This window comes from Streptacidiphilus jeojiensis, assembly GCF_042510965.1.
Classification (GTDB): Bacteria; Actinomycetota; Actinomycetes; order Streptomycetales; family Streptomycetaceae; genus Streptacidiphilus; species Streptacidiphilus jeojiensis.
The window spans coordinates 363,543-378,546 of record NZ_JBEUKS010000009.1 but is presented as its reverse complement, the minus strand read 5'-3'; the positions used below and the strand labels follow the sequence as shown (position 1 = coordinate 378,546).

Here is a 15,004-nt window from a genome sequence, read left to right as displayed (position 1 = left end):
TCTCCTGGTGCCTGCGGTCAGTGAGTGGGCGGGCTAAGACCATCAGAGAGCCGTGTCCACTGTCAACGAGCGTGCTTCCCGCGAACGGCCGCCGATCCGGAACTCCACGAGTGAACCCCGGCGCTGCCGGTGTCGTTGTACCCCATACCCGGGTAGGAGCCTGGAGGCTGCGGAAGGTCCAGCCCGCTCCGATCACCGCTCCGCCCGCCCTGCCCCGCCTCCCTGCGCCGAGGAGCCCCCGTGGCCATTGCCGCCTCCGTCCCCGCCGACGTGCCGTCAGCATCCGCCGAGTCCGGCGCAGCCGGCCCCGCGCTGCTCGCGCTCGCCCGCGCGCACGGCGTCGACTCCGTCCGGGAGGGTCCCGAGGGGCGTGCCGCCGTCTCCGGCGACACCCTGGTCGCGGTCCTGGCCGCGCTGGACGTCGACGCCTCCACCCCGGACGCCGCCGCCCGCGCCCTGGACGCGCTGCACCACCGCACCGCGACCCGGCTGCTGCCGCGGGTCGTGGTCACCCGGGCCGGGCAGCCGCACGACCTCACCGTGCCGATGGACACCGAGGTCTGGATCGAGTTCTCGGACGGCCACCCGCCGCGCAACCTGGACCACCGCCCCGCCACCGGACGCATCCCCGGCGACCTCCCCCCGGGCCGGCACACCCTGTGCGCCCGCCGCAACGGCCGCGCCTCGGCCGCCCCGCTGCTGGTCACCCCGGCTCGGCTGCCGGGCGTGCGGCAGCGCAGCTGGGGCTTCCTGGCCCAGCTCTACTCCGTGCTCTCGCAGCACTCCTGGGGCATGGGCGACCTGGCCGACCTGGCCGATCTGGCGCAGTGGGCCGGCCATGCCCACGGCGCCGGCTTCGTCCAGGTCAACCCGCTGCACGCGGGTCTGCCGGCGACCCCGGGGGCGATGACCGACCCGTCCCCCTACCGTCCCTCCTCGCGCCGCTTCGCCGACCCGGTCCATCTGCGGGTGGAGGCCGTCCCTGAGTACCCCTACCTGGACGCGCCCGCCCGCGACCGCGTCCACGAGCTGGCCCGGCACGGCGCGGCGCTGCGCGACGCGGTGCTGCTCAGTGACGGACTGGTGGACCGCGACGCCACCTGGACACTCAAGCACGAGGCACTGACACTCCTTCACCAGGTCCGCCGCAGCCCCGGCCGGGAGGCCGCCTACCAGGCCTTCCTCCGCCGCGAGGGGGCCGGTCTGGAGGCCTATGCCACCTGGTGCGCGCTGGCCGAGGTGCACGGTCCGGCCTGGCGCTCCTGGCCGGCCGGGCTGCGCGACCCGGGTTCGGCCGCGGTCCACCGGGCCGCCGCCGACCTGTCCGGACGGGTCGAGTTCCACCGCTGGCTGGCCTGGCTGGTGGACGATCAGCTCGCCGCCGCCCAGTCCGCCGCCCGCGGCGCCGGGATGCCGGTGGGCCTGATCCACGACCTCGCGGTCGGCTGCCACCCCGAGGGCGCCGACGCCTGGGCCCTGCAGAACTGCCTGGCCACCGGCATCTCGGTGGGCGCGCCCCCGGACGCCTTCAACGCCCGCGGCCAGGACTGGGGCCTGCCACCCTGGCGTCCGGACGCGCTCGCCGACGCCGCCTACGAACCCTTCGCGGCGCTGCTGCGCGGCGTGGTGCGGCATGCCGGCGCGCTGCGGATCGACCACGTGATGGGCCTGTTCCGGCTCTGGTGGGTGCCGGAGGGCCGCCCGCCGACGGAGGGCACCTACGTCCGCTACGACCACGAGGCGATGCTGGGCGTGCTCGCCCTGGAGGCGGAGCGCGCGGGCGCGGCCGTGATCGGCGAGGACCTGGGCACGGTCGAGCCGGGCGTCCGCGAGCAGCTCGCCGACCGGGGCATCCTGGGCACCTCGGTGCTCTGGTTCGAGCGGGACTACGGCGACGACGCCAAGGGCACCCCGCTGCCGCCGGAGCAGTGGCGCGAGCAGTGCCTGGCCACCCTCACCACCCACGACCTCCCCAGCACCGCCTCCCGGCTCAGCGGCGAGCACGTCGAACTGCGGCACCGGCTGGGCCTGCTGACCCGTCCGCTGGCGGAGGAGCAGGCCGACGCCGAGTCGGACGTCGAGGAGTGGCTGGGCGAGCTGGCCGGCGAGGGGCTGCTCTCGGTCTCCCCGTACGGCGACGGGCCGGCCGCAGACCTGACCGAGCCGGCCGAGGGAGAGGTGGTCCCGGCGGCGGTCGCCGCCCTGCACCGCTACCTGCTGCGCACCCCGGCCCGGCTGCTGGGGGTCTGGCTGCCGGACACCCTGGGCGACCCGCGCCCGCAGAACCTGCCCGGTACCTCCAGCGAGTACCCCAACTGGCGGCTTCCGCTCGCCGACGCCCAGGGCCGGCCCGCCTCGCTGGAGCAGGTCACCGCCTCCCCCCGGACCGAGGCGCTCACCGCCGTCATGAACGAACCGGCCCTCGCCCCCCGCACCGGCGAAGCGGTGGGGGAGCAGGGGCCGGGAGCGGAGTCGAGCTACAGCTGACCAGCCGTCAACCCGACGACGGGTCAGCCGGTGGAAGGGTCAGCGCTGCCCCGCCGCCCGGTCGACGGCCTGGGCGCGCAGCGCGCGCTCCACGCCGGCCCGGCACTCGACGACCATCCGGCGCAGCGCCGGCGCCGGGTCGGCCGAGGCCAGCCAGGCGTCGGTGGCGTCCAGCGTCGCCTGCTCGACCTGCAGCGACGGGTAGAGCCCGACGATGATCTGCTGGCCCATCTCGTGCGAGCGCTGCTCGAAGATCCCCTTGATCGCGGCGAAGTACTTCGCCGTGTAGGGGGCCAGCAGCTCCCGCTGGTCGGCCTGCTCGAAGCCGGCGATCGCCGCCTCCTGGACGGTGTTGGTCAGCGTCTCCGCCTCCACCACCGAGGCCCAGGCCGCAGCCTTGGCGGCCGCGGTCGGGAGCGCGGCCCGGCAGGACGCCGCGTGCTGCTGCCCGGCCGCGGTGTTGTCGCGCACCAGCTCGTCGACGATGGTGTCCTCGTCGACCCGGCCGGTCGCGGACAGCCGCTCCAGGAAGGCCCAGCGCAGCTCGTCGTCGACGGTCAGGCCCTCGACGGTGCTGCTGCCGTCGAGCAGCCCGGCCAGCAGGTCCAGCTGCTCGTCGGTGCTGGCCAGGCCGGCGAAGGTGCGGGCCCAGGACAGCTGGTGGTCCCCGCCGGGCTCGGAGGAGCGCAGCAGCTCCAGCGCGGTGCCGGCGAAGCGGGCCAGGCCCTCGGCCCGCCACTCCGGGTCGGCGTAGAGCTCGACGGCCAGCTTGGCCTGCCGCTGCAGCGACTGGACCACACCGATGTCGGACTCCCGGCCGACGCCGCTGATCACCAGGGCCAGGTAGTCCCGGGTGGCCAGCTCGCCGTCGCGGGTCATGTCCCAGGCGGAGGCCCAGCACAGGGCGCGCGGCAGCGACTCGGTGAAGTCGGCGATGTGCGCGGTGACGTTGGCCAGCGACTCCGCGTCCAGGCGCACCTTGGCGTAGGACAGGTCGTCGTCGTTGAGCAGGACCACGGCCGGCCGCTTGCGCCCGGCCTGCACCGGCACCGACGTGAGCTCGCCGTCGACGTCCAGCTCGATCCGCTCGGCGCGCACCAGCGCGCCCTTCGCGTCCAGGTCGTACATGCCGACCGCGATGCGGTGCGGCCGCAGCACCGCCTCGCCCTTGGCGCCGGCGGGCAGCGCCGGGGCCTCCTGGCGGATCGAGAACGAGGTCAGCACGCCGTCGGCGTCCACCTCCAGCTCGGGGCGCAGGATGTTGATCCCGGCCGTCTCCAGCCAGGCCTTGGACCAGGAGGCCAGGTCGCGTCCCGAGGTCTCCTCCAGCGCGCCCAGCAGGTCGCTGAGCCGGGCGTTGCCCCAGGCGTGGCGCTTCATGTAGGCCTGCACGCCGGCGAAGAAGGCGTCCTGGCCGACGTACGCCACCAGCTGCTTGAGCACCGAGGCGCCCTTGGCGTAGGTGATGCCGTCGAAGTTGACCTGGACGTCCTCCAGGTCGTTGATCTCCGCCATGATCGGGTGCGTGGACGGCAGCTGGTCCTGCCGGTACGCCCAGGTCTTCATCTGGTTGGCGAAGGTGGTCCAGGAGTTGGGCCACTTGGTCCCGGGCGCCTCGGCCAGGCAGATGCCCTCGGCGAAGGTCGCGAAGGACTCGTTCAGCCACAGGTCGTTCCACCACTCCATGGTGACCAGGTCGCCGAACCACATGTGCGCCAGCTCGTGCAGGATCGTCGAGGCGCGGACCTCGTAGGCCGCGTCGGTCACCTTGGAGCGGAACACGTACTGGTCCCGGATGGTGACCGCGCCGGCGTTCTCCATCGCGCCGGCGTTGAACTCGGGCACGAACAGCTGGTCGTACTTGCTGAACGGGTAGACCGTGTCGAACTTCTCCTGGAAGTAGCTGAAGCCCTGCTTGGTCACCTCGAAGATCGCATCGGCGTCCAGGTACTGCTCCAGCGAGCGCCGGCAGTACACGCCCAGCGGCACGCTCTGGCCATCGGCGCCCTGGTAGCTGTCGAAGACACCGGCGTAGGGGCCGGCGACCAGGGCGGTGATGTAGGTGGAGATCCGCGGGGTGGCCGCGAAGCGGTGCACCTCGGTGCCCGCGACCGCGCCCTTCTCCGGCTCGGGGGAGACCTCGTTGCTGATCACCTTCCACCCGGTCGGGGCGGTGACGGTGAACCGGAAGGTCCCCTTGAGGTCGGGCTGCTCGAACGACGCGAACACGCGCCGGGCGTCCGGGACCTCGAACTGGGTGTAGAGGTAGGTCTCCTTGTCGACCGGGTCCACGAAGCGGTGCAGGCCCTCGCCGGTGTTGGAGTAGGCGCAGTCGGCGACGACGCGCAGCTCGTTCTCGGCGGCGAGCGACGGCAGCGCGATCCTGCTGTCCCGGAAGACCTCGGCGGGGTCCAGCGCGGTGCCGTTCAGGACGACCTCGCGCACGCCGGGCGCGACCAGGTCGATGAAGCTGGACGCTCCCGGAGTGGTGGCGTTGAAACGGACCACGGTGGTGGACCGGAACGTGCCCCCGTCGGTGGCCGTGCTCAGGTCGAGCTCGATCTCGTAGGCGTCCACATGGAGGAGCTGGGCCCGGGTACGGGCCTCCTCACGGGTCAGGTTGGTGCCAGGCACGCTGCGTGACTCCTTCGTCTCGGTGTCTGCCCGGCATCCTCCCATGTCGCACGGACAGCGGCCCGTGCCTCCGCGCACGGCGAACGCCGCCGTCCTAGGGTTCCCCCCATGAGCACCTCCAGCCCCGCCCCGACCCGGACCCTGGTCAGCACCCCCGCGGGGGACGCCAGGATCACCACCCACCCGGCCGGCACCGCCCGCCCGCTCGCCGTGCTGGCGCTCGGGCACGGGGCCGGCGGCGGCATCGAGGCACCGGATCTGCGGGCCCTCGCCGTGGCGCTGCCACCGCTGGGCGTCACCGTCGCCCTGGTGGAGCAGCCCTGGCGGGTGGCCGGCCGGAAGGTCGCCCCGGCCCCGAAGACCCTGGACACCGGCTGGCTGCCGGTGCTGGCCCGGCTGCGGTCCGGCCCCGCCGCCGGGATCCCGCTGATCAGCGGCGGCCGCAGCGCCGGCGCCCGGGTCGCCTGCCGCACCGCGGAGCAGGGCGGCGCCGACGCGGTGCTGGCGCTGGCCTTCCCGCTGCACCCGCCGGGCAAGCCGGAGCGCAGCCGGGCCGAGGAACTGCTCTCCTGCCCACGCCCGGTGCTGGTGGTCCAGGGCGCCACCGACCCCTTCGGCGCCGGATCCGACTTCCCGCCGCTCCCGGCGCACCAGCGGCTGCTGGCGCTCCCGTACGGCAACCACTCCTTCGCGGTCCTCAAGTCGGCCCCGGTCAGCGCCGAGGAACTGCTGGACCGGATCACCGGGGCGGTGGCGGAGTGGGCGCTGGGCCCGGAGGTGCGAGCGGCCGGGTAGCACCCTGATCCACCGTCACTTGTGGTACATGGACACCGCAGCCTCGTCGCCGTAGCTGCTCAGCGCGATGAGGCCGCCGTCGTTGGTGGCGTAGAGCATCCCGTCCGAGAAGGTCCAGCCGTCGGTGTCCGACGGCAGCGCGCCGAGCACGGTGGACTTGCCGGTCGTCGGGTCCAGGCTGACGAAGTGCGGCGAGCCGCTGTACGTCCCGGTGGACAGGGCGTAGAGCTTGCCGTCCCCGGTGGACTGGGCCAGCAGTGCGCCGTGGTTGCTCTCACCGTCGTAGGTCCAGGCCTCGGCGCCGGTGGCGAGGTTGAAGGCGACGATGTTCCCGGCGGTGCTCCCGTTGTCCGAGCTCAGGTCCTCGTCACCCTGCACCACCAGCAACTGCCCCGGCAGCGAAGCGGTCACCTCGTGGTACTCGTTCAGCTTCAGGTTGGGGGTCTGCAGGGTCTTGCCGTTGCCGCCGTTGGCGTCGTACATCTGCAGCGAGGTGTCGCCGCTGGTGGAGACCACGCTGACCAGGGGCGAGCCGTTGAGCAGGCTGCTGACGTCGGTGTGGTCGCTCTCGGTCTTGCGCCACATCTGCTTGCCGGTACTGGCGTTGAGGGCGGTCAGCGTGTACGACGGCTTGACGTCGGCGCAGAAGTCGTCCACCAGGACGATGCCGGTCGTCGCCACCGACGACTCGTTGCAGTAGTCCCCGCGCGGCTTCAGCCCCCAGACCTGGGCGCCGGTCCTGGTGTCGAACCCGCCCACCCGGTCGCCGCTGACGATGGTGGCCACCGAGCCCTGGATGTAGGTGCTGGCCGACATCGCGACCGAGTTGGACGCGCTGGTCAGCGGGACCGTCCAGAGGATCTTCCCGGTGCGGGAGTCGACCCCGGCGAAGACCGAGCAGGAGTTGTCGTCGCTGCCGAAGGCCATGGTCCCGATGCCGTCGGAGGTCATGGTCGGTGACATGGCGCAGGGCGTCTGCGCCGAGGACGGCGGAGTGAGCGTCCAGCTCTTGCTGCCGTCCGCGATGCTGTAGGCGGTCACACCGGTCGCCGAGCTGCTCCGCACCAGCGCGGTGCTGGTCAGCCAGGAACCGATGAGCTTGTCGTCGCTGCCCTGGGCCGGCACCGACCACGCCTTGGACAGCATGGAACCGGCCTTCTTGCTGCCGTTGTTGGCGATCATCACCCCGACCACCGCGATGCAGGCCAGCACGACCACACCGGCGACGATCCCGGCGATGGCACCCCCGCCCAGCCTGCGCCGCGGCGGCTGCGGCGGCGGGTAGCCGCCCTGCTGGGGGTACCCCTGCTGCGGATAGCCCTGCTGGGGCGGGTACCCCTGCTGCTGCGGGTACGCCTGCGGCGCCGGATACCCCTGCTGCGGCGGATAGCCCTGCTGCTGCGGCGGGTACCCCTGCGGGTAGCCGGGCGGAGCGGCCTGCGGGGTCTGCGGCTGCGGATAGCCGTACCCCCCGTGCTGCACCGAGGGGTACGCCCCGGTCGCCCCACCGGCCGGCCACGCCCCGGGCTGCTGCTGCGGCGCCTGCGGCTGCGGCGCGGGCGGCGTCCCGGGCCCCGCCGCGGCGGGGTTGTACGCCTGCGTCGGCGCGTAGGCGATCCCCCCGTCCGCCGAGGCCGGCGGAGCCTGCTGGGGTACGCCGGGCGTGTAGGTCTGGGTGGGCATGTACGCAGGCGGCGGCGGCACGTTCGACGCCCCGTCAGTTCCCCCCGCCGCGCCGCTCCGACCGTCAGCCCCTGGTCCTGCTCCGTTGTCCGCCATGCCCCCGTACGCCCTTCCCTCGACACCTCGACTAGCGGGCCATGCTACGAGGTACGACCAAACCCACCGTCACCAGGCAGCCCCCCAGGGGCGCGAGACTCTGCCCGATCAACAAGGCAGCCCCTCAGGGGCGCGGGGAACTGCGCGAGCAACCGCCCCCCGACGGCCACTCGCCCAGCAACCCCAGCCCCAGCCCCAACCCCCCGTCGCGCAACCTACCCCCGCGCCGCATCCCGCCGCTGCGCCCGCAACGCCCGCGCCAGATCGTCCCGCCCCTCCAGCACCAGCCTCCGCAACGCCGGCGCCGCAGCCTCGTGCTCCCGCAGCCACAGATCCGTCCGCTCCAGCGTGGCCTCCGTCGTCACCAGCCTCGGGAACAGCCCGCTGACGATCCGCAGCGCGATCTCGATCGACCGCTCGCTCCAGATCTTCTCCAGCACCTCGAAGTACGGCTCGGCGTACGGCGCCAGCAACTCCCGCGCCGCGCCCCCCGCCGCCGCCTGGAAGCCGCTGATCTGCGCTTCGACCAGCGCGTTCGGCAGCTGGTCCGAATCCACGACCTGCCGCCACACCTCCGCCTTGGCCTCCGCCGTCGGCCGCGCCGCCAGACACGCCGTCAGCAGCCGCTTGCCGCTGGCGGTGTCGTCCCGGGCCAGCTCCGCGTCCAACGCCGCCTCGTCGGCGACCCCGGCGGCGGCCAGCGTGTGCAGCAGCGTCCAGCGCAGCTCCTGGTCGACGGAGAGTCCGTCGACCCGCGCCGTCCCGGCCAGCAGCCCGCCCACCAGCTGCAGGTCCGCCTCCGACCGGGCCGTCTGCGCGAAGAACCGCGCCCACGCCAGCTGGTGGTCGCCTCCGGGCGCCGCGGCCCGCAGCTCGCCCAGCGCGCCCTCGGCGAGCCGCCCGGCCCACTCCTCCCGCGCCTCGGGCGCGACATAGAGGTCGAGCGCGGTGCGCGCCTGCTGGTGCAGCGACTGGAGCACGCCGATGTCGCTCTCGCGGCCGGCGAACCGCAGCACGATCTCCAGGTAGTCGCGGGCCGGCATCAGCCCGTCCCGGGTCAGGTTCCACAGCGCGGACCAGCTCAGCGCACGGGCCAGCGGGTCCTCCAGCTCGCCCAGCGACTCCCGCAGCGTGGCCAGTGACGCCTCGTCGAAGCGGATCTTGCAGTAGGTCAGGTCCTCGTCGTTGACCAGCACCAGCGCCGGACGGGCGAGCCCGACCAGCTCCGGCACCTCGGTCCGGGCCCCGGCGACGACGTCCAGCTCGACCCGGCGCGTCCGCACCAGCGCCCCGCTGTCCGGGTCCCGGTCGAACAGCCCCACCGCGATCCGGTGCGGCCGCAGCGTCGGGTTCTCGGCGGCGGCCTCCTGCAGCACCGCGAACCCGGTGATGGTCCCCGAGGAGTCGGTGACCAGCTGCGGCGTCAGGGCGTTCACCCCCGCCGTCTCCAGCCAGGCCCGCGACCACTCGGCCATGGCGTCGGCACCCCGCCCGGAGGTCTCCGCGAGCACGGCGAGCAGGTCGGCGAGTGTGGTGTTGCCGAACGCATGGCGCTTGAAGTAGTGCCGCGCGCCCTCGAAGAAGGCGTCGCGCCCCACATAGGCCACCAACTGCTTGAGCACCGAGGCGCCCTTGGCGTAGGTGATGCCGTCGAAGTTGAGCTTGGCGTCCTCCAGGTCACGGATATCCGCGGTGATCGGGTGCGTGGTGGGCAGCTGATCCTGCCGGTACGCCCAGGTCTTCCTGCGGTTGGCGAAGGTGATCCAGCCGGCCTGGTACTTCGTCACCTCCACCTGGGCGAACGCGCCCATGAAGTCGGCGAAGGACTCCTTCAGCCACAGGTCGTCCCACCACTGCATGGTGACCAGGTCGCCGAACCACATGTGCGCCATCTCGTGCAGGATGACGTTGGCCCGGCCCTCGTAGGCCGCCTCGGTGACCTTGGACCGGAAGACGTACTCCTCGCGGAAGGTGACCAGGCCGGGGTTCTCCATGGCGCCGAGGTTGTACTCGGGCACGAACGCCTGGTCGTACTTGCCGAAGGGGTAGGGGTAGTCGAACTCCTCGTGGAAGAAGTCCAGGCCCTGCTTGGTGACCGTGAAGATCTCGTCGGAGTCGAAGTACTGCGCCAGCGAGGCCCGGCAGAGCGCGCCCAGCGGGATCTCCAGCCGGCGGCCGTCCGGCAGTGCCCGGGTGTAGTGGTCACGGGCCACGTGGTACGGGCCGGCCACCACCGCGGTGATGTAGCTGGAGATTCGCGGCGTCGGGGCGAACTGCCAGGTCAGACCGGACTCCACGGCCACCGGGTCGCCGCCGGCGGGGGAGTTGGAGAAGACCTGCCAGTGCGAGGGCGCGGTGACGGTGAAGCTGAACGGCGCCTTGAGGTCGGGCTGTTCGAAGGTGGTGAACACCCGCCGTGCGTCGGCCGGTTCGTACTGGGTGTAGAGGTAGGTCTCGCCGTCGACCGGGTCGGTGAAGCGGTGCAAACCCTCCCCGGTGCGGCTGTAGGCGCAGGACGCCTCGACGACCAGCTCGTTCTCCTCGGCCAGACCGGGCAGGGCGATCCGGGTGCCGTCGAACACCAGCGCGGGGTCGAGCGCGGTGCCGTTCAGGACGACGCTGTGCACCTCGGGCGCCAGCAGGTCGGCGAAGCTGTCCGCCCCGGGTTCGGAGCAGCGGAAGCGCAGCAGCGTCCGCGAGCGGAACCTGCCCGCGCCCTCCCCTTCAGCCACGGGCAGCACGGCGGAGCGGAGGTCCAGTTCGACCTCGTAGCCGTCCACGCTGAGGATGCGGGCCCGCTCGCGGGCCTCGTCGCGGGTGAGATTGGTCCCGGGCACTGCGGTACTCCCTACTGGTGCATGCGGTGGCGCGCGAGCTTGTGGCCGCCCGTCCGGTGCCGGCCGGGTGTGGGCCCCGGACTGTCACCTGTTGCGGGCATCCTTTCACGGCACGCCGACAACGTTGGCGCACTCCCGCAGGGCGGGAATGCCCGTGCGCCGCCCTCTGTTCGCCACGTTGACCGCACGTTCCTGGCACCGGAGGACTCATGTCCGCAACAACCGCCACCCCCGTGACCGCAGACTTCTGGTTCGACCCGCTCTGCCCGTGGGCCTGGATGACCTCGCGCTGGATGCTGGAGGTCGAGCAGCAGCGCCCCGTCCAGGTGCACTGGCACGTGATGAGCCTCGCCGTGCTCAACGCCGACAAGGACGTCCCCGAGCAGTACCGCGCCTTCCTCACCGAGGCCTGGGGCCCGGTCCGGGTCTGCATCGCGGCCGCGCAGGCGCACGGCGACAAGGTCCTCGGCGACCTCTACACCGCCCTCGGCACCCGGTTCCACAACCAGGCCGAGCCCCGCACCAAGGAGACCATCGCGGCGGCCCTCGCCGACGCCGGGCTGCCGGTCGAACTGGCCGAGGCCGCCGACTCGACCGAGTACGACGAGGCCCTGCGCGCCTCCCACAAGGAGGGCATCGACCTGGTCGGCGAGGACGTCGGCACCCCGGTGATCGCGGTCCCCGGCGCCGACGGCGAGCGGGTCGCCTTCTTCGGCCCGGTGGTCACCCCCACCCCGCGCGGCGAGGCCGCCGCCCGCCTCTGGGACGGCACCCTGCTGGTCGCCTCCACCCCCGGCTTCTACGAGATCAAGCGCACCCGCACCGCCGGCCCCAGCTTCGAGTAGAGCTTCGAGTAGCGCCCCGACAGGGGCGCGGGGAACTGCGCGCCCAGCCACGCACCAAGGCGCACTGTTTCCCGCGCCCCCACTGCCCGGAGTCACCAACGCACTGACCAGCCCTTTTGTGGGGAGCGCGCTACACACACAGGTCACCAGGCAGGTAGGTTCACAGTCGTTAACCCAGACTCCGTCCCTCGCCCCTGCCCGGAGACCCGAATGGCCCTCGCCACCGCCGCCCCCCGCCCCGGCACCGTCCTCGCCGACCTGCTCCCCGCCGCCACCCGTGCCCGCGCCACGGCCCGTGATCTCGCCCTGGTCGTCGGCGGTGCGGCCCTCACCGGCATAGCCGCACAGATCTCGGTGCCCGTCCCCGGTTCGCCGGTCCCGGTGACCGGCCAGACCCTGGCCGCACTGCTGGTCGGGACCGCGCTGGGCACCCGCCGCGGGGTCGCCGCCATGGGCCTCTACCTGGTGGCCGGTCTGGCCGGGGTGCCCTGGTTCGCGGCCGGCAGCTCCGGCAGCGGCGTCACCCTCGGTTACATCATCGGCTTCATGCTGGCCGGGGTCGTGGTCGGCGAGCTGGCCCGGCGCGGCGCCGACCGCAGCCCGCTGCGCACCGCCGCGGCGATGGTGCTGGGCAGTCTGGCCATCTACGCCGTCGGCGTCCCCTACTTGGCCGTCTCGCTGCACATCGGCCTGGGCCGGGCCGCCTCGCTGGGCCTCTACCCCTACCTGCTGGGCGACGCCCTGAAGGTCGCCCTGGCCATGGGCCTGCTCCCGGCCGCCTGGAAGCTGCTCGGCGTCCGGTCCTAGCCGGAGGCTGACCGGCGCACCGTCACCGGCTCGTGCCACACTGACGCCATGCGCGTGTACCTGGGATCCGACCATGCCGGATACGAACTCAAGCAGCACCTCGTCGAGTGGCTGACCAGCGCCGGTCACGAACCGGTCGACTGCGGCCCGCACATCTACGACGCGGTGGACGACTACCCCCCGTTCATCCTCCGCGCCGCCGAGCGGACCGCGGCCGACCCGCAGGCGCTGGGCATCGTGATCGGCGGCTCCGGCAACGGCGAGGCCATCGCCGCGAACAAGGTCAAGGGCGTCCGCGCGGCACTGGCGTGGAGCACCGAGACGGCCACCCTCGGACGTCAGCACAACAACGCCAACGTGATCAGCGTCGGCGCCCGGATGCACTCCCTCGACGAGGCCACCAAGTTCGTCGAGGTCTTCCTGGCGACGCCGTTCTCCGAGGACCCGCGGCACATCCGCCGGATCGACATGATCAGCGAGTACGAGACCACCGGCGAGCTTCCGCCGGTCCCCGCCCACCACCCGCAGGGCTGACCGCAGCTCCGATGCCAGAAGGCCACACCCTCCATCGACTCGCCGCCGCGTACCGCCAGGTGTTCGGCGGCGAGTCCGTGCGCGTCTCCAGCCCGCAGGGGCCCTTCGCCCAGGCTGCGCTGCGCCTCGACGGACGTCCGCTCACCAGCACCGAGGCCCACGGCAAGCACCTCTTCCTCGGCTTCGGCGGCACGGCGGACCCCGCGTCCACCGACTGGGTCCACATCCACCTCGGCCTCTACGGCAAGGTCCGCTTCGGCGAGGGCCCGGCGCCGGAGCCGGTCGGGCAGATCCGGCTCCGGATCAGCACCGCCGACGACACCGCCCACGCCGACCTCCGCGGCCCCACGACCTGTGCCCTGATCAGCGATCCGGAGAAGCAGGAGGTGCACCGCCGGCTCGGCCCGGACCCGCTGCGCGACGACTCGCTCCCGGAGCAGGCCTGGCAGCGGGTGAGCCGCAGCGGCACCACCGTCGCGGCACTGCTGATGGACCAGAAGGTGCTTTCCGGCGTCGGCAACATCTACCGCGCCGAGGTGCTGTTCCGGCAGGGCATCGACCCGCGGCTGCCCGGCCGGGCGCTCACCCGGGAGCAGTGGGACGCGGTCTGGAAGGACCTCACCCTGCTGATGGCCGACGGCGTCCGCGACGGCTGGATCGACACCGTCCGCCCCGAGCACACCCCGCAGGCCATGGGCCGCCCGGCCCGCGAGGACGCCCACGGCGGCGAGGTCTACGTCTACCGCCGGGCCGGCCTGCCCTGCCTGGTCTGTGCCACTCCGGTCAGCGCCGGCACCCACGCCGGCCGCAACCTGTTCTGGTGCCCCGCCTGCCAGCCCGCCACACCGATCGGCTCCCTCCAGTACCGGCCGTAGTTCCTGGGAGCGTCGACGCGGACCGCGCACCCTCGGTAGGGTCGACCCGGATGGCTGACGGAGCGGCCGAGGCGCCACCTCGGGAGACGATGACGGCACGGGGGCGCAGGGCGCTCTACCGGGCCCGACGTCGGCTGCGCCGATCCGCCGTCGACTACTTCCGCGGCGACGCCTCCGACTGGTTCGCCTTCGGGGCGCTGTTCCTGCTGGTGCCGCTGATCACCGTGGTCACGCTGATGGTCCCGATCTGGTGCCCGCCGACCGCCCTGGTGCTCCCGCTGCTCGCCGGGGCGCTGCTGCTGCGGCCCAGCAGTCTGGTGCTGCTCTACGCCGCCGCGGCCTCCGCGCTGGCCGTGGAGGCGGCCCTGCTGGGCCCGTACCACCTGGGCCCGGGCCGGGTCACCCCGGGCAGCGTGCTGGTCATGGGCGCGGTCGGGGCCGGCGGCCTGCTGGTCGCCCAACTGCGCAGCCGGGTCGGCGTTCCCTGGCGCGGCGGCGGCACCATGCTGTTCGACCTGCGCGAGCGGCTCAAGGTGCAGTCGCAGATCCCGGCGCTGCCGCCGGGCTGGCACGCCGAGATGGCGCTGCGCCCGGCCGGCGGCCAGTCCTTCTCCGGCGACTTCCTGGTCGCCGCCCGCACCGGCGACGGCAGCCGGATGCTGGAGGCGGTGCTGGCCGACGTCTCCGGCAAGGGCATGGACGCGGGCTCCCGGGCGCTGCTGCTCTCCGGCGCCTTCGGCGGCCTGCTCGGCTCGCTGCCGCCGCACGACTTCCTCCCGGCCGCCAACGGCTACCTGCTGCGCCAGGAGTGGGACGAGGGCTTCGCCAGCGCCGTCCACCTGGTGCTGGACCTGGACACCGGGGAGTACGAACTGCTGTCGGCCGGCCACCTCCCCGGGATGCAGCGCTGCATGGGCAAGGGCCACTGGGAGACCAAGGAGGCCGAGGGCCCGCTGCTGGGCATCTTCGAGGGCGCCAAGTTCACCGGCCTGCGCGGCCGGCTGGAGCGCGGCGACGTGCTGATGCTCTGCACCGACGGCATGGTCGAGGCCCCGGGCCGGGACCTCTCCGAGGGCATGGACCGGCTGATGGGGGAGGCGGACCGACTGATCGGCTCGCCCTTCGTCGGGACGGCCTGGCGGCTCATCGAGACCGTCGCCAAGGACCTCAACGACGACCGCGCGCTGCTGCTGATCTGGCGTGAATAACCGTCCCCCGGTGCTCAGTTCACCGCACCTGTAACATCAGCCACACGTTCTCCGACGTGCTGTTCGGCCAATCTCGGCCGAATAGTGATCACTTGTAGAGCTGTGTCCCGGAAATGCTTTACGGAACCTGCCAGTCCGGAGACACTGAATGTCGGCCATGGGAGGGGGGAGGCAGTGTCGATGCACGGCGCGGCGGACCGGCC

10 protein-coding genes are annotated in these 15,004 nt (G+C 73.0%); 7 read left to right on the top strand and 3 right to left on the bottom strand.

Going from position 1 to position 15,004, the window contains the following annotated elements; translation table 11 throughout:
* Positions 1-246: 246 nt before the first annotated feature.
* The gene (gene malQ, locus ABUW04_RS25750; RefSeq protein WP_408640789.1) at positions 247-2,487 is read left to right on the top strand and encodes a 4-alpha-glucanotransferase; all 2,241 of its coding nucleotides are present in this window, start codon (positions 247-249) and stop codon (positions 2,485-2,487) included.
* A gap of 39 nt (positions 2,488-2,526) precedes the next feature.
* On the opposite strand, the gene pepN (ABUW04_RS25745) is transcribed toward malQ, so the two are convergent.
* Positions 2,527-5,121, bottom strand: a complete 2,595-nt coding sequence (gene pepN, locus ABUW04_RS25745) for an aminopeptidase N (protein ID WP_030250581.1) — start codon at positions 5,119-5,121, stop codon at positions 2,527-2,529.
* 108 nt (positions 5,122-5,229) lie between these two features.
* On the opposite strand from pepN (ABUW04_RS25745), the gene ABUW04_RS25740 reads away from it, so the two are divergent.
* Positions 5,230-5,916 (top strand): alpha/beta hydrolase family protein, encoded by a 687-nt coding sequence (locus ABUW04_RS25740; RefSeq protein WP_030250583.1) that lies wholly within the window; start codon positions 5,230-5,232, stop codon positions 5,914-5,916.
* A 15-nt stretch (positions 5,917-5,931) separates the two neighbouring features.
* On the opposite strand, the gene ABUW04_RS25735 is transcribed toward ABUW04_RS25740, so the two are convergent.
* Positions 5,932-7,599: an outer membrane protein assembly factor BamB family protein gene (locus ABUW04_RS25735; protein ID WP_030250585.1), complete on the bottom strand. Its 1,668-nt coding sequence runs from the start codon at positions 7,597-7,599 to the stop codon at positions 5,932-5,934.
* Positions 7,600-7,910: 311 nt separating this feature from the next.
* Positions 7,911-10,532: an aminopeptidase N gene (gene pepN, locus ABUW04_RS25730; RefSeq protein ID WP_030250588.1), complete on the bottom strand. Its 2,622-nt coding sequence runs from the start codon at positions 10,530-10,532 to the stop codon at positions 7,911-7,913.
* A 209-nt stretch (positions 10,533-10,741) separates the two neighbouring features.
* On the opposite strand from pepN (ABUW04_RS25730), the gene ABUW04_RS25725 reads away from it, so the two are divergent.
* The 5 genes from ABUW04_RS25725 to ABUW04_RS25705 all read left to right on the top strand — a co-directional run bounded on the left by ABUW04_RS25725 (position 10,742) and on the right by ABUW04_RS25705 (position 14,801).
* Positions 10,742-11,377 (top strand): DsbA family oxidoreductase, encoded by a 636-nt coding sequence (locus ABUW04_RS25725; protein ID WP_030250591.1) that lies wholly within the window; start codon positions 10,742-10,744, stop codon positions 11,375-11,377.
* Positions 11,378-11,587: 210 nt separating this feature from the next.
* Positions 11,588-12,184, top strand: coding sequence for a biotin transporter BioY (locus ABUW04_RS25720; protein WP_380566754.1), 597 nt, complete (start codon positions 11,588-11,590; stop codon positions 12,182-12,184).
* A gap of 48 nt (positions 12,185-12,232) precedes the next feature.
* Complete coding sequence (locus ABUW04_RS25715) at positions 12,233-12,718, top strand: ribose-5-phosphate isomerase (protein ID WP_380566753.1); 486 nt, start codon at positions 12,233-12,235, stop codon at positions 12,716-12,718.
* A gap of 11 nt (positions 12,719-12,729) precedes the next feature.
* A complete protein-coding gene (locus ABUW04_RS25710) occupies positions 12,730-13,593 on the top strand; it encodes an Fpg/Nei family DNA glycosylase (RefSeq protein ID WP_380566752.1) in 864 nt (287 codons plus the stop codon).
* Between the two features lie 50 nt (positions 13,594-13,643).
* Positions 13,644-14,801, top strand: coding sequence for a PP2C family protein-serine/threonine phosphatase (locus tag ABUW04_RS25705; RefSeq protein ID WP_030250601.1), 1,158 nt, complete (start codon positions 13,644-13,646; stop codon positions 14,799-14,801).
* The last annotated feature ends 203 nt before the right edge of the window (positions 14,802-15,004 follow it).